Annotated in this window: 18 protein-coding genes; 6 read left to right on the top strand and 12 right to left on the bottom strand. The window is 37.9% G+C overall.

Features of this window, described 5'->3' with window-relative positions; translation table 11 throughout:
- Positions 1 to 7: 7 nt before the first annotated feature.
- The 4 genes from NSQ84_RS06855 to NSQ84_RS06840 all read right to left on the bottom strand — a co-directional run bounded on the left by NSQ84_RS06855 (position 8) and on the right by NSQ84_RS06840 (position 3561).
- Positions 8 to 928, bottom strand: coding sequence for an iron-hydroxamate ABC transporter substrate-binding protein (locus NSQ84_RS06855; protein ID WP_063389453.1), 921 nt, complete (start codon positions 926 to 928; stop codon positions 8 to 10).
- On the bottom strand, positions 879 to 1724 hold the full coding sequence (locus NSQ84_RS06850; protein ID WP_066247988.1) for an ABC transporter ATP-binding protein: 846 nt from the start codon (positions 1722 to 1724) through the stop codon (positions 879 to 881). The genes NSQ84_RS06855 and NSQ84_RS06850 overlap by 50 nt, the downstream gene beginning before the upstream one ends.
- A 326-nt stretch (positions 1725 to 2050) precedes the next feature.
- A complete protein-coding gene (locus NSQ84_RS06845; RefSeq protein WP_094245557.1) occupies positions 2051 to 2290 on the bottom strand; it encodes a hypothetical protein in 240 nt (79 codons plus the stop codon).
- A 47-nt stretch (positions 2291 to 2337) separates the two neighbouring features.
- The gene (locus NSQ84_RS06840; RefSeq protein ID WP_066247984.1) at positions 2338 to 3561 is read right to left on the bottom strand and encodes an EAL-associated domain-containing protein; all 1224 of its coding nucleotides are present in this window, start codon (positions 3559 to 3561) and stop codon (positions 2338 to 2340) included.
- Positions 3562 to 4817: 1256 nt separating this feature from the next.
- Between NSQ84_RS06840 and NSQ84_RS06835 the strand changes: the two genes are divergently transcribed.
- Both NSQ84_RS06835 and NSQ84_RS06830 read left to right on the top strand, forming a co-directional pair.
- Complete coding sequence (locus NSQ84_RS06835; protein ID WP_327873979.1) at positions 4818 to 5675, top strand: metallophosphoesterase; 858 nt, start codon at positions 4818 to 4820, stop codon at positions 5673 to 5675.
- 128 nt (positions 5676 to 5803) lie between these two features.
- A complete protein-coding gene (locus tag NSQ84_RS06830; RefSeq protein ID WP_311067157.1) occupies positions 5804 to 7075 on the top strand; it encodes an MFS transporter in 1272 nt (423 codons plus the stop codon).
- Positions 7076 to 7582: 507 nt separating this feature from the next.
- Here the strand turns inward: NSQ84_RS06830 and NSQ84_RS06825 are convergent.
- Positions 7583 to 7897 (bottom strand): metalloregulator ArsR/SmtB family transcription factor, encoded by a 315-nt coding sequence (locus NSQ84_RS06825; RefSeq protein WP_063389325.1) that lies wholly within the window; start codon positions 7895 to 7897, stop codon positions 7583 to 7585.
- A 140-nt stretch (positions 7898 to 8037) separates the two neighbouring features.
- Here NSQ84_RS06825 and NSQ84_RS06820 point away from each other — a divergent pair, with 140 nt between their 5' ends.
- Entirely contained in the window at positions 8038 to 8514 is a 477-nt protein-coding gene (locus tag NSQ84_RS06820) for a YkyB family protein (protein ID WP_066247978.1), read from the top strand.
- Between the two features lie 14 nt (positions 8515 to 8528).
- Here NSQ84_RS06820 and NSQ84_RS06815 read toward each other — a convergent pair whose 3' ends face one another.
- On the bottom strand, positions 8529 to 9470 hold the full coding sequence (locus NSQ84_RS06815) for a chemotaxis protein (protein ID WP_063389327.1): 942 nt from the start codon (positions 9468 to 9470) through the stop codon (positions 8529 to 8531).
- Between the two features lie 266 nt (positions 9471 to 9736).
- Between NSQ84_RS06815 and NSQ84_RS06810 the strand changes: the two genes are divergently transcribed.
- Positions 9737 to 10183 carry a hypothetical protein gene (locus NSQ84_RS06810; protein WP_094245551.1) on the top strand — a complete coding sequence of 149 codons (447 nt, stop codon included), beginning with the start codon at positions 9737 to 9739 and terminating at the stop codon, positions 10181 to 10183.
- Between the two features lie 114 nt (positions 10184 to 10297).
- On the opposite strand, the gene NSQ84_RS06805 is transcribed toward NSQ84_RS06810, so the two are convergent.
- Positions 10298 to 10852, bottom strand: a complete 555-nt coding sequence (locus NSQ84_RS06805) for a TIGR00725 family protein (protein WP_066247977.1) — start codon at positions 10850 to 10852, stop codon at positions 10298 to 10300.
- A gap of 351 nt (positions 10853 to 11203) precedes the next feature.
- Positions 11204 to 12172: a magnesium/cobalt transporter CorA gene (gene corA / locus NSQ84_RS06800; protein WP_198318521.1), complete on the bottom strand. Its 969-nt coding sequence runs from the start codon at positions 12170 to 12172 to the stop codon at positions 11204 to 11206.
- A 109-nt stretch (positions 12173 to 12281) separates the two neighbouring features.
- On the opposite strand from corA, the gene NSQ84_RS06795 reads away from it, so the two are divergent.
- Positions 12282 to 13436: an aminotransferase A gene (locus tag NSQ84_RS06795; protein ID WP_144598127.1), complete on the top strand. Its 1155-nt coding sequence runs from the start codon at positions 12282 to 12284 to the stop codon at positions 13434 to 13436.
- A gap of 15 nt (positions 13437 to 13451) precedes the next feature.
- Here NSQ84_RS06795 and NSQ84_RS06790 read toward each other — a convergent pair whose 3' ends face one another.
- Both NSQ84_RS06790 and NSQ84_RS06785 read right to left on the bottom strand, forming a co-directional pair.
- A complete protein-coding gene (locus NSQ84_RS06790; protein WP_144598126.1) occupies positions 13452 to 15245 on the bottom strand; it encodes a PAS domain S-box protein in 1794 nt (597 codons plus the stop codon).
- A 566-nt stretch (positions 15246 to 15811) separates the two neighbouring features.
- Complete coding sequence (locus NSQ84_RS06785; protein WP_082829441.1) at positions 15812 to 17821, bottom strand: penicillin-binding protein 2; 2010 nt, start codon at positions 17819 to 17821, stop codon at positions 15812 to 15814.
- Positions 17822 to 18232: 411 nt separating this feature from the next.
- Here NSQ84_RS06785 and NSQ84_RS06780 point away from each other — a divergent pair, with 411 nt between their 5' ends.
- A complete protein-coding gene (locus NSQ84_RS06780) occupies positions 18233 to 19018 on the top strand; it encodes a CAP domain-containing protein (protein WP_327873982.1) in 786 nt (261 codons plus the stop codon).
- A gap of 136 nt (positions 19019 to 19154) precedes the next feature.
- Here NSQ84_RS06780 and NSQ84_RS06775 read toward each other — a convergent pair whose 3' ends face one another.
- Positions 19155 to 20024 carry an NAD(P)-dependent oxidoreductase gene (locus NSQ84_RS06775; protein ID WP_327873983.1) on the bottom strand — a complete coding sequence of 290 codons (870 nt, stop codon included), beginning with the start codon at positions 20022 to 20024 and terminating at the stop codon, positions 19155 to 19157.
- Positions 20025 to 20119: 95 nt separating this feature from the next.
- Complete coding sequence (locus NSQ84_RS06770) at positions 20120 to 20905, bottom strand: SDR family oxidoreductase (protein ID WP_327848611.1); 786 nt, start codon at positions 20903 to 20905, stop codon at positions 20120 to 20122.
- Between the last annotated feature and the right edge of the window lie 56 nt (positions 20906 to 20961).

Here is a 20961-nt window from a genome sequence, read left to right as displayed (position 1 = left end):
CTTCTTATTACTTATTTTTTCCAAGAAATTTTTCTCGAAAGAATTCAAGCTGATATTCCAATGTCAGTCGATCATTGAAATAAAATTCATTAGCATTTACTTCAAACACGCGATTGTTTTTGACAGCCGGTATGTTTTTATAAGTATCTGTTTCTTGGAAAGAGTTATCAGCATCCGAATACTTGCTGACAATTAAATAATCCCCTGCAAAATCCGGAAGCACTTCAGTCGATAAAGCATAATAACCTTGTTTTAAAGCTTTTTCTTCCACTTTTTTAGGCATTTTTAGCTTCATGGCTTGGTATAAAATTTCTGTTCCTCTTCCCCAGTTGTTCCCAAACACATATAATTGCTTATCAAAACTTTCAATGACTGAAACAGTTGCATCTTCTCCAATTTTCGCGCGAATTTCTTCTCCTGTTTCTTCAGCTCTTTTTTTGAAATCCTCGACCCACTCTCTTGCTTCTTTTTCCTTATTTAAAAGCTTGCCGATTTCTATATGCTGTGTTAAATAATCGACTTTTCCATAAGTAAACGTAACAGTAGGCGCTATCTTTTTCAGTTTATCTACATTTTTAATCGTCGATAATCCGATGATTAAATCCGGATTTAGTTCAATGATTTTTTCTAAATCTTCATCAGATACTTCTGCAACATCTTTCAATTTGTCTTTCCAGCGCGGATTCATTTTTGACCATGAATCAACACCAACGAGATTTACTCCTAAAGACATCACATCTCCGGCAAATGACGAGAGAACAACGACTCTTTTAGGATTAGCCGGGACTTCAACAGGACCGTTTTCCGATTGATATGTAATCGTTTCAGGTTTTTCTTCTTTCTTTTCAGCGCTGTCTTCCTTTTTATTACCACAAGCGCTAACTATGAGAACCAACAAGAACAGAATTGGAATAAGACGTTTTTTCATGTTTTTCTTCTCCTTTTATTAGATTGTACGTGATGCATATTGGTTTATCTGTTCGGGGATCCCGTCCTATTACAGCATCAATTTGAAATACTTCTTTCAGCACGTTGCAGTCGATTACTTCGTCACTCGTCCCGGCTTTGATAATTTGTCCGTCTTTCAACGCTATAATATAATCGGCAAAACGAGCTGCTTGATTGATATCATGAAGCACCATGACGATTGTCCGCCCCTGCTCTTTGTTTAACTGCTGTAGAAGCTCTAGTACTTCAAGCTGATGCGCCATATCTAAATAAGTGGTCGGTTCATCCAAAAAGATGATGTCCGTTTCTTGAGCGAGCGCCATCGCTATCCAGACACGCTGTCTTTGACCGCCTGACAGCGCATTGACTGGCTGGTGTTTAAAATCGGCCGTTTTCGTAACTTCTAAAGCCCAGTTTATGACCTCAAGATCTTTTTTTGTTAATCTGCCGAAGCCTTTTTGATATGGGTAGCGGCCGTAAGATACAAGCTCTCCAACGGTAAGGCCGGCTGGACTTTCTGGTGATTGAGGAAGTATGGCCATTTTTTTCGCCAGTTCTTTCGTATCCTGCTTTAAAATACTCTCGCCATCAAGAATAATTCGACCGGATTGGTGCGGAATAATCCGAGTTATTGCTTTCAACAAAGTGGATTTTCCACAGCCGTTGGAACCGATTATCGTTGTAATTTTTTTATCTGGAATTTCAATTTTCATATCTTTCACAATCAGTCGATTGCCATAGGAAATTTGTAAACGATCTGTGTATAGGCGGATCATGGAAAACCTCCAATTTATTCCAAATTGATAATGATTATCATTTTCTTATACAAATATAATATAATACCACCCTTTCTCCTTGTCAATTATCATTTTTTTAAGAGAAAGAAGAAACCCGGCCTCCAAAGCCGGGTTTCTCGTCCGAATGTGTAACAAAGGGGGAGCGGGGGTTTAGCCGCGATGTTTCACTTCAAGACGTCTGTGAACTACTTCGTCTTACATTTATAATGATAATGATTATCAATATCGATGTCAACACTTTTTATAAAAAAATTTTTCAAAACAAAATTTCCTTTAATAGAAAAAACCATAACGCGAAGTTATGGCTACCAAGTAGTTGAAAAGCTAATATAAAAAATATAAAAAAGCGCGAATGCAATCAGCACGATATAAGCAATAAAAATCGGATTTCGAATATACGGGCGCTTTTCAACTTTTTCGCTTACTTCTGTATCATACTCACTTTGCCTTTTTTCCATCTGGCTGCCCACTTGTAACGTATAAAACAGGCCAACAAGCAAAACTAACAAAAAAACACCGCCGAAGATCAAATTCGTAAATTGCATAAAAACCCCCCTTTTTCTCTATTATTTGAGAAAAAAGGGGGGTTTATTCAAAGGAGACCGTCTTGTTCATATAAATAAGAATATGGAATATCGATAAACAAATAATGATCGTCATCAAGCGGATAGGAAAACGTGCGGATCGTCTCCCCTGTTTCGATATCACTATACAAATCACTTAAAAACCCTTTTTTGTTGACGCGCATGCGAATAATATTTTCTAAAAAGTACGGGCGCCAGCTCCAATTTTTCATATAATATTCTTTTTGAAAAATCCATCGGTCTTCTTTTCGGAAAATATTTCCTGACTTTTGAAACCCGTTTTCATCACAAATATAAATACGAAAGCTCATGTCGCCAAGCTCTTCTGCTAAATGGGTAATTAATTCGTCAAATTGGCTGACAGCTTTTTTATATTTGTTCACTAGTTGTGACACCCGCTGATGAAACTGGTCGGAATATGAATAAAGTGTTTCAAGCTTTTTCTTTTCAAATTGAATGAAATGGTTGAATTCCTGCTGCAGTCTTTCTTTTAGAACACATCGATCAATAAATTCTCTTTCCGGATAATGAAGATAATATCCTTGATAATATCTTCCGCCATTTTTCCACGCATATTGCAATTGAAAGTTTGCCTCGATGTCTTCATATAAAAGCGTCGCACCGATTTTGCGCGCAAGTAGTGAAATCGAAAATAAAACATCGAAATACGATTGGCTGGGTGAAGCTAATTTTAATGGCTGCAAATCGATTTTCAAAATATCAGGAGATAATAACCCAATGCGGTCCAAATTGCTCGATTCTTTCCCAATATTGTCAATCGCAATTTTGATTCCGTAAGTCCGGTAATAAGTGAGCAAATGATGGAGCTGTTCGATATCTCCTAAATAATTGTGTTCCGTAATTTCCAGAACAATCCGGTTTAAATCAAGCCCTTTCTCTTTTTCTTCCAGCAGCAAATTTAAAAAGCTTTCGCCGTGATCGATCATAAGCAGATTTGGATCCCTGTTTATAAAAATGAGAAGATCATCATCCAGTTCTTTCATTTCCTCCAATGCTTTTTTGACGACTGTATCATCTACTTCCATTCGGTATTCTTCAGGGATCGAATCATCATGGAAAAAAAAGCCTAAGCTTTTGTATTCCCCTTCCATATGAATTCTGCCTAAAATTTCGTAGCCAATCACCTTTTGTTCATCTGCGCTAAAAATCGCCTGATAATAAGGCACAATTTTTTCGGTATTGGTTATGACATCTAGTGGGTCCATGGGCATCTCCCCGCTTCTTGTACTCTCATATGATACATGATTATAGCATTATTTGGAACATTAGAAAATGTTGAAGAACCGTTTTTGCGCATTTGCTACATTCCCATTTTTACATAATTGGAATGAGGCCCATCCTGGATGCAACGGTTGGCCTCTCAATTGATTTTATGTTTTGCGCCCGCTTCCACAATCAACAAAGTAGTTTGTTTTTTCAATGACCATACAAGCAGAAAACCGAGCAATAAAAGAACAGAGAGCAGAAACATTCCGTTTGCAAATGAAAAATAGCCGAAAATCATCGGACCGAAGGAAAACAAAGTAATTTGAGTGTTCTGGCTAAAATACCGATAGAGATATACAGGAATGAACGAAAAACAATTAACGGCATTAATCTCAACAATTTACAATCTGTTTGAACGAGTTTCATCAAGGCTTCAGCACTGCTGCTCCGATCTACGACTTTGCAAATGAAGTGATTACTTCCATAAGTATGACGGGTCCAGATAAAACTATTCATCAAAATGACTTTTTTCTACACGGAGAAAATCGTCTAAGCAGAAAATATATTCAAAAGGATGGAGTTTTTCACTTGCTGATTCGAATAGGGGATTTTGAGGTGTCCTCTAAAATTATTTGAATTAGTTATTCAACATAAACGAATTTACTTTTTCTTTTTATCAATTTCAAAACTAGACTGTTGATTTTTATTGGTTTTAAATGAATCAGTATCATCATTTCATTAATAATCATTGACTCATTATTATTTTTTTCCATATCTTTTCATTCAATAGGTTTTATGAAGATATTTGTCATTACTAATACCTTCTCTTTGCAAATTTTTTATTTTATTTTTTGCTCTATCTTTCAAATGCCTGTTATTAATTTTGCTTTATTAATAAATCTTCTTGCATCATTTCCTCTTACAATAGGTTTTTCCCTTAAAGTGACACCATTTTAATCCTCCTTCCTTAATAGCAATTTTACTAGAAATTTAAATCATTACATAGCTGCCCTTTATGTTTTATGAAAATTACACCATTCATTTCTCAATTCCTAAAGACTTTCTCGCTCCAGCAGAAGAGTTAAACCTTTTTCATCATATTTTCCAAATGATTGTTTTAATGTTGTCCATAGATGATAACAAAATAGTTAATCAGAAAAAACGTGCATGTGAAGATTTGTCAAAAAACATTAAACAAGATGTTGAAAGTTTTATGTTATAATTTTTTCGATTGCTATAAAAACTGAAATGGTTGGTAAGAATGAATAAGTTGACAAGAAGACAATTTTTAAAGCATTTTTTCTGGACGGCTGCGTGCAGTTTATTCGCGAGCAGCGGTTTATACATCTACTCAAGATATATTGAACCGGGAAGACTAGAAATAAAAAAAATAAATGTTTCTCATCCAAAAATACCAAAAGGTTTTGATGGTTTGAAAATTGTTCAATTCAGCGACACACATCTAAATAACGACTTTACAATTGCAAATCTGGAACGGATCGTCAATCAAATCAATCGTCTAAACCCGGATATAATTGTTTTTACTGGTGATTTAATCGATGAGCCGAACAGTTATCCCGCTGTGCATCAGATTGCCCCGATTTTAAAACGCCTCCGTGCCGACTTCGGAAAATTTGCAATTTATGGAAATCATGATCACGGCGGATACGGCACTGATGTTTATCGCAATATATTACAAAATGCAGAGTTTCATTTACTGCAAAATGAAAAAAAAGAGATACAGCTGATTGACGGAAGCAAATTGATTGTCGCCGGCCTTGATGATGTCATGCTTGGAAGACCTGATTTTCATCAAACAATGGGCAATATTGACAAAAACTATTTTGCTATTCTTTTAGTCCATGAACCTGATACAGTGCTTCAAGCAAAAAATTACAATGTTGATCTCCAATTATCTGGACACAGCCATGGAGGACAAGTAAAAATCCCTTTTATAGGTCCGCTTTACACGCCTCCTTATGCAAAATCCTTTTCGGAGGGCTTTTATACTGTTGATCATACGAAGCTTTATGTCAATCGCGGGTTGGGCACAACTAGACTGCCCTTTCGTTTTTTGGCAGTTCCAGAAATCACCTTGTTTACATTATATTCCAAATAATCCTCTCTTTTAACCGGCTTAAAAGTACTTGGCTTTCATTTCTCTAACCAAAATATGAAAAAAAGATGTTCATATTGAATTAGGTAAATTATAATAGCTACTGTAAGTGTCAGTTAAGGGGAGTCGCAATGGATATTTTTAAAAACCGCAATTTTGTCAAATTGTTTTTTGCAGCGCTTGCTTCACAAATGGGTTCAACAGTTGGCAATATGGCGTTTGCTTTTTATTTGTTGGAGCATTTTAGCAGCAAACCTTATTACGCAACTATTGCTGAGCTGATGTATTCTTTGCCGACTGTATTTGTTTTTGTCATTGTCGGTGTAGTAGCAGACCGCTTCGATCGAAAAAAGGTGGCAGAGAACTGCGACTGGATTCGTGCAATTATGACTGCATGTTTGTTTTTCGCCTTATTTACAAATTCGATTCCGCTCATTTTTTTCATCTTGTTTTTGCGGAGTGCTGTCACGAAATTTTTTTATCCAGCCGAATCCAGTTTAGTACAAGCTATTTTGCGAAAAGATCAATATGCGCAAGCTTCAGGTTTGAATCAAGTACTTTTCAGCATTTTTTTAGTGTTTGGTGTCGGATTAGGGGCATTGGCTTATCGAACAGTTGGAATTCATGGGGCCGTATTGGTTGATTTAATAAGCTTCGTTCTTTCCGCCTTGCTCATTCGCTCGTGTAAAATCCCTAAATCAGCAAGGCTACCAAACGGTCGAGTGTCATGGAAAGGTTTACATATATCATCCGCTGTTTCCGACTTTTTGGAAGGTATTCGGTACATTTTACATAATCGGCTTTTATCGCTCATTATTTTTGGTTTTTTCATTTTCGGCTTTGTTCAAGGAAGTTTTGCCGTTCTTCCGTTATTTACAATGAAATATGAGCTGGCACCGAATTCTTATGAAATGTATTCATCTTTATTTGCCATTTTTCTCGGTGCGGGTCTTTTAGTCGGCAGTACAGTTTCAACATTTTTTGCTAAAAAAATAAAACCGTTTCCAATGTTTGTTACACCGATATTTTTGACAAGCATTTTTGTTTTTCTCCTTGGTTTTGTGGATGAAGTAGAATTTTACTTGTCGATTATTTTTTTGATCGGCATGTGCATCGGTCCTGTGAACGTAGCAATTGGCGGTTGGATTCCGAATATCGTTCATCCAAAGCTAATGGGACGTGTCAGCGGATGGATCGACCCGTTAATGATGTTTGCGCAGTCTGCTACGCTTTTATGTATTGCACTATTGTTTCCAAACATCATTCGAAACATCGATTTACTTTATTACGGTATGGCTCTTATCATTCTTTTCGTCTTTTTCTTTTATATGATCTTGATGCCGAAATATTTAAACGAAAAACGGCATCGGCTAGGTAAAAACACAATCAAATCGGTTTTATAACAAAAATGTGTTTGACAGTCAGACTTATACTCCCAATCATGTGGATCATAGTGGATGAGAATTCACCCTACAACCGCATTGATTGGGAGTTTTTTTGTGATATTCGTTTGAAGGAAAGTGATAATAATAAACTTTACCGAAAAAATTCATCATTAGTTTTGCTTCTACCCTCAAGAAAACTTCTACTAAACGTATAACAAGCAAAAAAGGGGGTTCTAATAAGTCGTTTTTACGGCTTATTGACACCCCCATTAATGTTTTAGAAACGTTGATATATCGGTGTTTATGATTTTTTGTTTTCAATGGCGATTTGACTTTCTGGACACCCCCTCCCTATCATGCTCCGAAAGAAATTCGAATCTTTTACAGAATGTGAAATAAATAAATAAATAAATGAATGAAATCAGCCCCGCTGCCAATAAATTATAAAAGATGACCCCGGCTCCATACCGAGATCATCTCTTAACCGTTTAGTCCCCTGATCAAACTGCCCACTCGACGCCCATTTTAATTATGCCGAGCATGGTCAATGGTTTGCTCTAGTATTTTTTTTACATGCTCATCATCATGTGAATAGTAAACGGTCGTTCCTTCCCTTCTAAATTTGACTAAACGCAAATTTTTTAGAAACCTCAATTGATGGGACACGGTTGATTGCAAAAGCTCAAGCTCGGCAGCTATTTCATTCACAGAACATTCTTGTTTTTCCGCTAGTAAATGTAAAATCCGAATTCTAGTCGGATCCGATAACGCTTTAAACGTTTGCGACACGATAAAAAGCGTTTCTTCGTCTATATCTAGAAATTCCTCTTTTCCGCTCATGACCCACCCTGCTTTCTAAAATATTTCATAATAACTATTATAGGCATAATTAATAGACTGTAAAAACTGGTTGCATTTTCTATTCATGAAAGTATAATGTAAATAAAGATTACGGAAAATAATGAAAAAGGAGAGACATCATGGACGATATCAGTCATTATAAGCTACGGGATGAGACGCCGGAAAATATAGCACGAGCCATCTATGTTGTCAATCGGCATGCAAAAACAGCGCCAAATCCTAAATATTTATATTATTTAAAAAAGAAGGCGCTGCAAAAACTGATCGCTGAAGGAAAAGCAACAAAGAAAGGACTGCATTATTCAAAAAATCCAAAATTAAGCAAACAGCAGTCAGATGTTCTGGTGTCGGCAGGAAATTATTATTTTCATATGCCTCCTACAAAAGAAGACTTCCAAAACCTTCCTCACTTAGGTTCCTTAAATAATTCATACCGAAACCCGAAAACAAATCTATCATTGTCAAAGGCAAAAAATTTATTGGAGTATTATATCGGTATGGATAAAGCGAATCGACCGCTTTCTTCTCCCAAACGGTTCCATCGTCATACATATCAAAAACCGGTGTTTAAACGATTAGGCGAACGGTATGATTGAGTAAAAAGAGAGGCTTATTCAGCCTCGTCTTTTAATTCATCATCTTCTTCATTTTTAAATAACAATTCATCGATTTGCTCAATTAAGTGATGGACCTCAGGTTTGCTAATTTGGGCATTTGCACCTACCTGTTGTCCTTTATGTTTTAAATCATTCGTAATCAATGAGGAAAAAATCACAACCGGAATATGATCCAGCTCTGGATTTTCCTTAATTCGCTTCGTCAAATGCAATCCGTCAAGCTGCGGCATTTCGATGTCCGTAATGACTAAATCAACACGCTCCTTAACCGGTTCGCCTTCATTTACAATATTCTCTAAATAGTCCAGTGCATCCTTGCCGTTTTCAAAAAACTCAATCTGTTGAAATCCCGCCTCCGTCAATGTGTCGTTCAACAATCTGCGCAACAGCGGGGAATCCTCGGCAACGACAATTTTTTTATCAGATCTGTCCCTCTTTTCCAGTTTTTTCGCTTTTTCCTGCTGGATTCCGGACTCAGGATTAATTTCAACAACGATTTTTTCAAAATCAAGCATTAAAATCATTTCGTCTCCCATTTTGACAACGCCGGTAATTTGAGTTTCCAATCCTTGATACATTTCAGAAGGCTTTTCAATTTGCGACCAAGACACACGGTGAATTTGGGTTACTTGATGGACGCGAAACACAACTTTTTGTTGGTTAAATTCCGTTACTATCAGCTTATCTTTTTCGCTGGGCTCGCAATTCGGATCGCCGATCGCCTTCGGTACGTTAACTACCGGGAGCACTTCTCCTCTTAATTCAATAATTCCTTCAACGTATGGATGGACGTGAGGCACGCTCGTTACAGGAAGAGGCTGAATGATTTCTTTTACTTTCATCACATTTATACCGAATTTATTCGAGCCGACGAGAAACTCTACAAATTCCAACTCGTTCGTACCGCTTTCAAGCAAAATTCCCTTTTCGTTCATATCTTTCTTCCTTCCGTCTAATATTTGCGAACGTTTCTTCTTCACTTTTTTATATCGGTTTTATTCTTTGTTCATTTAATACTTCTTTCGCTACAAATCGATGGGAAATAAGTCTGAACAGCGTTACTCACAAAACGTAAATGATACATTTTATTTCGACAAAGACGACTTGATTTCCTTTTTTTATAAAAAACTTTTATGTAGGTCAAACACCTTAAAAGTGAAGTTGCATATGTTATGGTGAACAACTGAAAAGTGAAAGGAGCATGAACGTGTATCCATTCTATCGACAAATCCTCCCGGGAGTTCAACAGCCAGAATTTTTTCCGGGATTTCCAGGGATGGGTGGAGGATTTCCTTCGTTTCCTCCTACGGGGACTGGTCCCGGTTTCCCTCCATTCGGCCCTCCTGGAATCGGCGGAAGTCCGAGTGACGGTTTTGGACAGCAGCAAGGACCGCCTTCAGGACCGCCTCCAAGTTTTATTCCTCAAGAATCACCCGGAGTCGGAACATTTGCAGTTGATCCCGGAGGCATTAGAAGATGTTTACATCGTTTTACATTTATCCGATTAACAAACGGCAGAAGCTTCTGGTATTTCCCTGTGTTTGTAGGACAAAGGTCCATTGCCGGGTGGCGCTGGAGACCTCGCCAAAATCGATGGGAATATTTCGGCATTGATTTAAACAGAATCTCTTCCTTCTCATGTTTTTAAGATGACACTCGGGGCAGTCTAATAAGTCGTTTTTGGCTTATGGACGCCCCTTTACTATTTTAGAAACGTTGATATATTGTTTTCAACCGATTGGACTTTTTAAACATCCGCATGCTAGTCACCTATTAAACCGGTATTTTTATCGGGATCAACAGGGTTGTAAATGGATTGAAAAGCAAGATCTACAGCTGATTTAGCCGTTTTAGCGAACTGAATTTCGACTGTTCTCCGCTCATCTAAATAACAGCCTTCAAAGGCGATTTGCTTCACGGTGTTCGACCATCCTCCTGAATTTTCAACGATGATGACACGTTTTTTGTTCATATATGCGGCAGACAATTCTCCAAGCGTTCCATTTCCTCCTCCAATCATAATGATGGCATCTGCGGAATGAACAAGCAAAACGCTTCTGTAATCAAAACCTAATCCAGTATTAATCGGAATATCAATAAATTCGTTTGCTGCCTGTTTGTCGTCTCCAGCCAAAATACCTACGACAAGGCCGTTTGCTTGTTTGGCCCCTCGTGAAACTGCCTCCATCACTCCGCTTCCGCCGCCTGTCAAAAGAACAGCTCCTCTTTTAGCAATTTCTGAACCGATTTCTTCAGCCAGGAGGCGGACATGTTCCGGAATCAAGCCGGATTGACCAATTACTGCAATTCTCTCCATCATAAGCCTCCATTTCAAATTTTTTGCTGTTTTATATTATAGAACGAAGCTTGTGAACAGCTTGTATTGCTGTCACTGTTTAGCCTTTTATAAAAAGAGTTCCTTTTGATTGTTTACCTTACAAAAGAATTTGAGGGGGCGCATACTGAATTTTTTCTTACTCTCGCCTTTGTTTTCCTTTTTAGCTTCTATGTATGCTTGTCAAGTCTTTCAAAACCGCTGTATCGATAAATTGAAAGAGCAATTTTCCGCCTTTCATTGTTAAATTTTGCACTCTTCAAGTTTCTTTTTTATAATGTGCAAAAACTTACCCATCCTATTTTTTACGAAGCAGGCCGCATTTTTTGCCCGCTACAATTTTGGACCTTTATGAAACCGGAACCAACCCATTTTATAAAAAATATAAAGCATTCCTGTTCCGATGAGAGCCATGACTCCTAATACAATATAATAGCCATACTTCATTTTCAGCTCGGGCATATATTCAAAATTCATTCCATAAATTCCTGCGATAAACGTAAGAGGCATAAAAATAGACGAAATAACCGTCAATGTCATCATAATCGTATTCATCCGGTTTGAGTTGTAAGATAAATAGCTGTCCCTTATATCAGCCGCAAGCTCCCGATTTGCCTCCGTCATCTCGACAAGCTTGAGTAAATGGTCATAAACATCATAAAAATACAAATCTTCCTCCTTCATTTCGTTCAGCCTGTTGGACGAGATGATCCGGTACATCAAATCCCGCATCGGAATGATTGTTCTTCTTATTTTTGATAATTGAGACCTGATGGAAAAAAGCTCTTTCATTAACTCATTGATCGATTTGTTTTTATTGTTTTCCTCAATTTGATTTAATAAATCTTCCAAATGGTACACGGGCGGAAAAAAATCATCAACGAGCTTATCAGTCAATTGATGCATGATTTTCATAGGCCCTTTTTTTAAAGAATCGTCTTTTTTGATTCTCAGCCAAATGTTGTTTAGATCTCGAATGGCATTTTTGTGAAATGTGACGATTCCTTTTTCGTTTACAAATAAGTCAAGCTCTTCCGGTTCCAGCGTCTGTTGATGAATTCCGTGCAACACAACAAACATATAAGAGTCATAAAAATCTATTTTCGGCCGTTCAACATTTTCGACACAATCCTCAATGGACAAAGGATGAAAATGAAAAAATTTCCCTAGCAATCTAATTTCATCTTCCGTCGCCTTGTAAAAATCGACCCAGTACCAAAGAACTTCCTTTTTTCGAATCTCTTTTAATGCCACATCATATTTAGCTTCCAAATCAGTTGTAATGACTAATGTTCGTATCATAGACATCACACTTTCTAAATTTTTTTGGACATAAATTTAGTTTACCAATAAAAGCTTGGGACAAACATGATAAAATATAAGACGACACTTATTAAAGCAGGTGATTTGTATGGAACATTTGATTAACCAAAATGTAAAAAACATTGCGATTTCCGGCATTCGAGCTTTTTTTAACATCGTTTCCAACTATGACGATGTCGTTTCGCTAACGATTGGCCAGCCTGACTTCCCAACGCCTTCACATATAAAAGAAGCGGCAAAACAGGCAATTGATGACAACTATACAACGTATACGCATAATGCAGGATTGATCGATGTAAGAGAAGCAGCATGCCAATTTGTACATAAAAAATATCATCTCTCCTATGATCCTGGTTCGGAAGTGATTGTTACAATCGGGGCCAGCCAGGCGATTGATATAGCGCTTCGAACGATTTTGGAGCCCGGAACGGAGGTAATGCTGCCAGGTCCTGTTTATCCGGGGTATGAGCCAATTATTCAATTGTGCGGAGCAATACCCGTTTATGTTGATACGACAAAAAACAAATTTAAATTAACTGCGGATTTGATTAAACAAAATATAACAGAAAAAACCCGATGCATAATTTTGCCTTACCCGTCCAATCCGACAGGCGTTACATTCACTGCAGAGGAGCTGATAGAGATTGCCGATGCCGTTCGCGGGAAGGATATTTTTATTTTAGCGGATGAAATTTACAGTGAATTAACGTATGACGCACCTCATACCTCGATCGCTTCTTTTTTGCGGGAGCAGACGATCGTCGTCAATGGACTGTCCAAATCGCATAGCATGACTGGATGGCGGATCGGATTTCTTTTTGCGCCGAAAGATATCACAAAACATATGTTAAAAGTGCATCAATATAATGTTTCATGCGCTTCGTCGATCTCTCAAAAAGCTGCTTACAACGCTTTAACGGAAGGGTTTCATGATGGTCAAATAATGAAAAAAGAATATGAAAAACGATTGGAGTACGTATACGGTCGTCTCGTTGAAATGGGATTTGAGGTTGTTAAACCAAGCGGAGCCTTTTATTTATTTCCTTCGATTCAATCATTTGGACAAAGCTCTTTTGATTTTGCTTTGGAGCTGGTTGAGAAGGCTGGTGTTGCGGTCGTCCCGGGGAGCGCTTTTTCCAAATTTGGAGAAGGGTTTATCCGCATCTCTTACGCTTACTCGACAAAAGAGCTGGAAAAAGCTTTGGACAGGCTTGAGCATTTTGTGCAACTGAAAAGAAAATAGAAAAACAGTGCGCTTTTAAAGCACTGTTTTTTGTTTTGGCAACTTAATTGTGAAAACGGTGCCTTTTTCGCTGCTCGACACATCGATCGTGCCTTTATGATTTTCAACAATTTTATATGTGATCATTAATCCTAGACCTGTTCCTTTTTCTTTTGTCGTTAAAAAAGGCTCCCCTAATCTTTCTAGCAGCTCTTTCGGTATCCCCTCTCCTTCATCTTTTATTTCAATCACAATGGAAAAATTTTCAGATTTAGTAGAAATTGTAACTGTTCCTCCATTTGGCATTGCTTCAATTGCATTCTTAATGAGATTGATAAAAACTTGCTTCAATTGGTTTTTATCGCAAACAACTTCTTGAATCTCATCAGAAAATTTTTTCTCAATCACAATATTTCTTAATATTGCTTCCGTTTCCAGCAGTGTAACAACTTCGCGTAAAATCGTTTTGACATTTGCTTTTTCAAAAACCGTTTCTTGCGGTTTCGCAAGCATCAGCAATTCACTCAAAATCATTTCAATTCGATTCAGCTCTGAAAAAATGATTTCAAAATATTGATTATCTTTTTCGATTTCACCATGCATCAGCTGTAAAAAACCTTTTATTGCTGTTAACGGATTGCGTATTTCGTGGGCGATACCTGCTGCCAGCTGCCCTGCAACAGAAAGCTTTTCAGAGCGAATCATCAATTCTTCCGCATGTTTATGTTCAGACAAATCTCGTAAAATTATTTGAACCGCCGGTTCGCCAAAATATGTTGTCGGAATGCAAACCATTTCGGTATGGACAATTTTTTTCGAATATGTATACCAGCTTTGCTTGGTCACGATTGTTTCCGTTCTTCCGTTCGTTATGTCATCTAATTGATCTTTGACATGCTGATGATATTCCGGGTGTAAAAAATGATAGATGCTTTTGCCCAATACGTCCGGATAATCTTGCGCACCGAAAAGCTTGATCCCCGACTCATTCATAAAAACCCATTTATCATTATGAATCACTGCAATTGTATCGATGGAATTTTGAATCAGCCTTTGATACTTTTCACTGCTTTGCTGCAAAATGCTTTGGTATATTTTTTTGGATGAAATATCGGTAATGACAAGCAGTTCTGCTTGTTCGCCTTTATATGATATAAGCACGCTCTTCAACTCAACATAGATCTTGTTCCCGTCCAAAGATGTCCAAATTTGTTCTAAAATTCCGCTATCAATTCCTTTGTGAAGATTTTCAATCGTTTCATGGACAGATTCGTGAAACATTTTGTCAATAAATTGGAAAACCATTTTTCCAACAATATCTTCACTGCTAGTCGCCACAAGCAGCTTAACAGCAGCCGTATTAGCATATTGAACTTTCCCTTTTTTTGAAATTATGAGCGGGCACGGAAGCTCGTGCACAAAATCAAGAGCACCGTCAGCACGTATCGGATTTACTTCTTTGGGAACTTCATCTATCTTGTCATCCGCCGAAGTGACAGCAAACTTTAAGACAAATTCTCTTTGATCCTTGTTCAAATGATTGTATATAACATCAACTGACGTTTTCATCCAAATATAGGATCCATTTTTCTGCAAAAAACGGAAGGAACAAGGAAAGATATCATCTCCATGATATAAAAAGCTTTCAAATATATTTATATCTTCTACATGCAAGTATTCTGAAAGATTGGAACCGATTAGTTCTTTTTGTTTATATCCGAGCACTTTCAAACAATTTGAGGAGATGTATTCAAAATAGCCTTCATTAGAAATAATCGAATAAATGATTTCTGTTTGATTGTGCACACCCTTTTGTATTTGTTGACTCATCCCTGGCCCCCCTATTACTACCCTTTCCAGAAAGAAAAAGTCTATCTTGCTCATTGACCTGCTACTTTTTGTCCACCTAAAATTTTAATATAGTTTTACAAAATAAACATCTAAAAATGTGTCAATCTTACTATTTAAAATGTTTTTTCGACTTTTTCCACTGCATTTCCTTCCCTATAAAAAATATGTATGTATCAACATTTTAAAAAATACTGGCCAAAAAAGGGCTAGTTTTTTTTGTCTTATGCGGATTTTTCGGTTATTTTGCGGTTTTTGCGCTTCCCTCAGGTTTAACAACGCACCGGAGGCATGCAAGAGGTGGTATGAGCTTTACCGATTTTGCGGCCATGTGCGGTTTTTGCGCTTTCTTCGGGTTTCACACCATTCGGAGATATGCAGATAGGACAAAAGTTTGCGGTTTTTGCGGCATGTGCGAATTTCGAACCGTTTATCGAAAAATCTTTATGCGAATGCGGCATCGTTCAATTTATATGAATGGTTTTCGATAACTAATAGAAAAGCCATCGCTCGTTAAAAAGCGACGGCCCTTCTATATAATTTATTTTTTATTGCTCGTCATCATTTGATTTTGCATTGGAATTTCCGGCGTATTCTTTCTGTAAATCGATGTATGCTTTTACAATATCTCTCGCTATACGTTTATTCACATCTTCGCTTCCGGTTCTTTTTGTCCAAGGGACGACAACACTGAAAGCAACCTGCGGATCTTTGGCAGGATAATAGCCGATAAATGTTAAATTATAAACGTCTGTCCCCCAGTATTGGCGCTTCGTACCATAATAAGTCGTTTCCGCTGTTCCGGTTTTGCCCGCAACATTTAATCCATGTAACTGAGCGTAAGCTGTTCCGCGTCGAGTATTCGTCACTAGATAAAAGCCTTGTTGGACGCGTTGAATATCCTCTTCCGTATTGTTTATTCGGTTTAACACTTTTACCGGCATTTCTTGAGCAATCGGTCCGAGCCCATCGTCAGTCGGTTCAAGAATTTCTGTTACAAGCCGCGGCTTAACACGGTATCCGCCATTTGCAATCGTTGAAACATATTGGGCCATTTGCAGCGGTGTGTACGTATCAAACTGACCAATGGCAAGGTCAAGCAATTTCCCTCTGTCAGTTCCAGGATCAGATTGCTGCCCTGCGGACTCCTGCGGGAGATCAATCCCTGTCGGAACCCCTAAACCAAATTGGGCATAGTAATTCCGCATCTTTTGAAAATCTTCGTCTTTAGCTGGAAAACTTCTTCCCGGATAATATTGTATACCAGCAATTTTCATAGCGATATGGAACATATAAACGTTTGAACTTCTTTGCAACGCTGTTAGGTCAGATACAGCCCCCATATTTTGATAAGAAGATTTTTCCGGAGTCCCTTTTAAACGAATTGGTGCGTCATAAAAGACGGTTCCGTGTCTAAGACCAAATTGATATCCTGCTAAAACTGTCGCACCTTTAACGGTAGAACCCATTTCATATTGCGTCCCAAATGCACCGTAATCAAAGTTCAACATCTCTCCTGAATCGTACATTCGTCCGACCATCGCCAAAACGTCTCCTTTATACGGATCCATCATGACAACGAAAGCGCGGTCAACTAAATAATTTCCACGTCCTCTTGCTGCTTTGATCTGCTGATCAACAATTTTTTCAATTCTTTTTTGCAGTTCGATATCGATGGAAAGTTTTAAATCGAATCCTCTTCTGCCGTCATCAATTTCCTTTTGTGAAATCGTATTTCCATCTTTATCAGATATATATTGAACTTTTGCTTTTCTTGGGTTTAGATAATCCTCATATTGCTGCTCCAAATAGCTTTTTCCAACTCGTTCATTTCGGGCATAGCCTCGAGCTACAAAAAATGATTTATTGTCTTCTGGTATCCCTTCTTTTGGAGATGAGATTTTCCCTAAAATCGTTTTAAATACGTCATCATAAGGGTACACCCTTTCCCAATCTGTGATGACATCGACACCCGGAAGATTTTCCAGCTGTTCCGCAACCCTTGAAACTTCTTCTTGGCTTAAGTTCGTTGCGACAATCTGCGGCTCATACGCATATCCGGATGAAAATTTCGTATATAGAGCGGCAAGCTCCAATTCTTTTGGATCCTTCTCGATTTTTTTAATTTCTTCTTCCGGAACCCGTTCAACCTGAAGTGGATATGTTTCCTTAGGTTCTAATTTTTTCTCTTTTTCCGTCAATAAGTTTTCTGCCTTTTTTGGATTTTTGGCTATCCAATAATCCCGCAAATCTCTTTCTCTTAGAAAAGATGTGTCGAGATCAATCAGCTGTGCTAATTTTTTTGCTGTTTCCAGCTTGTCTTTCGTTTTGGTCGTCTTCTCCACCGTATAGGTCACAGCAGGAACATTTTTGTTGTCTACAACGATTCTCCCATTTCGGTCAAACATTTTTCCTCTTGGTGCAGGATATTGCGCAACATTCACTTCTGTCCGGCTGACTTCTTTCGCATATTCTTCACCCTGAACAATTTGAACGATGCCAAGGCGGACGACAAGTGCGGCAAATAAAAGAAAAACGATAAAAAAGAAAAAATTGATACGAAAAATTCTCGCTTTCCTTTGCCGTTTTGTCTCAGAAGGAGTTGTTTCCGCTTCTTTTTTCACGAAGGAATCTTCCTTTCTTTTCTAATATAAATCATGTTTCAGTCGACTCATGAACTTGTAAATATATTGTAACATACATTACAAAGTTTTGTTTTCTATACAGATTGTCAACCCCTAATTCTTATCAATTTATAGACATTTTGCTTAATTTTGTCACTTCTTGAAGGAAGTATATCATATATTCCCTCGGTTGGAACCCTATAATTTCAACAATTACATGATAATGTTTATAAACTTAAAATCTATTATTTGTCAATGGAAGGAATAGACAAAAATATGACAAAAAACGCATGTTATGATAGTTTCGTAAATTACATGAACAAATTTCAAGGAGGTAGAAAACGCATGAAGAAATCTATTATTGCTTCTATTGCAGCAGCTGCCGCCATTTTCACTGCAGGCGCCGGCACAAATGCCAATGCAGCTGAAATTCAAAACCAACCAGTTCAAATCAAAAGCTACGTACAAGCTTTCGGACCTTATCATATAAACGAAGATCAATTGAAACAGCTCATTCAATCAGCTGATTCAAAAGAATTGCAAAATCTATTAAACAACTGTTTACAAAATTCAAGCATAGAAGCAAATAATGCTATAAAAGAAGCAATTAAAAGAAACATAAACCAGCCTGCGAACAAGCAAGCTGTGAAAAAACCAGCCCAAACTACTCAAAAAACAACTCAGCCAGCACCATCTGCCAATGACAAAGCAACCAACAACCAAACACCAAAACAATCACAAACCGCTTCATCCGTAAATGCATTTGAGAAAAAAGTAGTTGAACTAACAAATGCTGAGCGGCAAAAACAAGGTTTGAAGCCTCTTGTTTTAGATGAAGCTTTAAGCAAGGTAGCTCGTGAAAAATCTTTAGATATGCAAAGAAACAAATATTTTTCCCACACAAGCCCGACTTACGGATCTCCGTTTGACATGATGAAAAAGTTCGGCATTTCCTTCAGAACAGCAGGGGAAAATATTGCAATGGGGCAGCGTACTCCTGAAGAAGTTGTTAATGCTTGGATGAACAGCTCTGGCCACAGACAAAACATTTTAAATCCTAACTTTACTCATATCGGCGTTGGTTACGTAGAAAATGGAAATTACTGGACACAAATGTTTATTGGAAAATAATAGATCGGATAGTTCACTCATTTCAACTGTTCAAAAGGTGTGGGGGACATGCCCCCACATTTTTTTTGAAAATTAATTGCTGAGAAAAAGAAGAAGCTGACTAAAATTGTGTGACTTGAAAGAATGATGTGCGTTTTTATTTTTTCCACAGCTTATATAATGCATGTATTCCGCTATTTTCTTCTCCCATTTCAGCCAGTTTTTCATACAAGCTTCTCGCAAGCTCAAGCCCTGGTAGGTCTAATTCCATTCTTCTTGCTTCCTCTAAAGCAATGTCCATATCTTTTATAAAGTGCTTGACATAAAATCCAGGCTCAAATTGATTCGAAAGCATTCTCGGCGCATAGTTCGACAAAGACCAGCTTCCAGCAGCTCCGGAGGAAATGCTTTTCAACACCTTATCTGGATCCAGCCCCGCCCGAACAGCGTAGGCAAGCGATTCACAAACACTAATGATGCCGGCAGCAATCGCAATTTGGTTGCACATTTTTGTATGCTGCCCCGCACCAGCTTTTCCTTGATAAACAATATTTTTTCCCATTTTCTCAAAAATTTCAAAACATTCATCGAACGTCTCTTGATCTCCTCCGACCATAATCGATAGCGTTCCATTTTTTGCGCCGACATCTCCTCCTGAAACAGGTGCATCTAAAAAGGAAATGCCTTTTTCCTTTGATTTTTCGTATATTTTTTCGGCAAGCGATGGTTTTGTCGTTGTCATGTCAATACATATGGCTCCTGGATAGGCATTGGCTAAAATTCCATGTTCACTAAAATAAACTTCTTCAACATCTTTCGGGAAACCAACCATCGTGATAATAACATTCGCATCTTTTGCGAGATCTTTGATCGATTCTTTCCAAGCAGCACCTTGATTGATCAAATCTTCGGCCTTTTCTTTTGTCCGGGTATAAACCGTAAGCGGATAACCCGCTTCAAGCAAATGACGTGCCATGCTTTTTCCCATTACTCCAAGCCCAATAAAACCGATTGTTTTTTTTGACATATTGTTCACCCTTTCCCCATTTCAGTGTATACGGCTTAGTAATGAAACTGTTCTGCTATGAAACGCTTGCATTTCAGCTTTCAGTGCACACCCGATTAAATGGACTTTACTAAACCGCCGTCAATCAAAAAGGTTTGTCCAGTCATATATGTATTCAAGTCAGACAGAAGAAACAGCACATAGTTCGCAAATTCATTCGGTTCTCCGTAGCGATTGAGAGGAATCGCTTCCAAATATTTGTTCTTGATCTCTTCTTTCGGAATACCGAGCTTCGCTGCATTCCATTCTTCCAATTGATCAATCCGTTCTGTTGCAATTCTGCCGGGTGACGCCGTGTTAATTAAAATATTGTACTTTGCAAATTCTGTTGCTAACGTTTTCGTCAGCCCCACAATTCCTAAGCGAAACGTGTTGGATAAAATTAAACCCGGGATCGGCTCCTTCACGGAAGAAGAGGCAATATTTACGATTTTCCCTCCTCTTTGTTTCATATGCGGAAGAATCTCGCGAATGGTACGGATATAGCTGAGCAAGTTTAATTCAAAAGCATTTTGCCAATCTTCATCAGTCATTTGCTCAAATCCTCCTGCAGGGGGACCGCCAGCGTTGTTAACGAGTAAATCAATTTTGCCAAACTCTTTTATTGTCTGATTAACTAGCCTGCTAATTTCCTCTTTTGAAGTAATGTCTGTTTTAATAAAGGCTGCTTTTCCTTTTCCAAGCGCATTTAATTGATTTGCCACGTCTATTAGCTTTTCTTCATTTCGGCTTGTGATCATCACGTCGGCTCCTTCTTCCACAAGCCTTGTTGCAATCGCTTTACCTAATCCTTGACTTGATGCCAAAACAAGTGCTGTTTTACCTTTGAAACCGAAATCCATTGACATTCCATCCTTTCACCTTTTCTTTCATCTTATCATGATCTTATCAAAATGTG

It is taken from the genome of Aeribacillus sp. FSL K6-3256, assembly GCF_037965805.1.
Classification (GTDB): Bacteria; Bacillota; Bacilli; order Bacillales; family Aeribacillaceae; genus Aeribacillus; species Aeribacillus composti.
The sequence above is the reverse complement of the archived record's forward strand: the minus strand, read 5'-3'. Positions and strand labels throughout refer to the sequence as shown.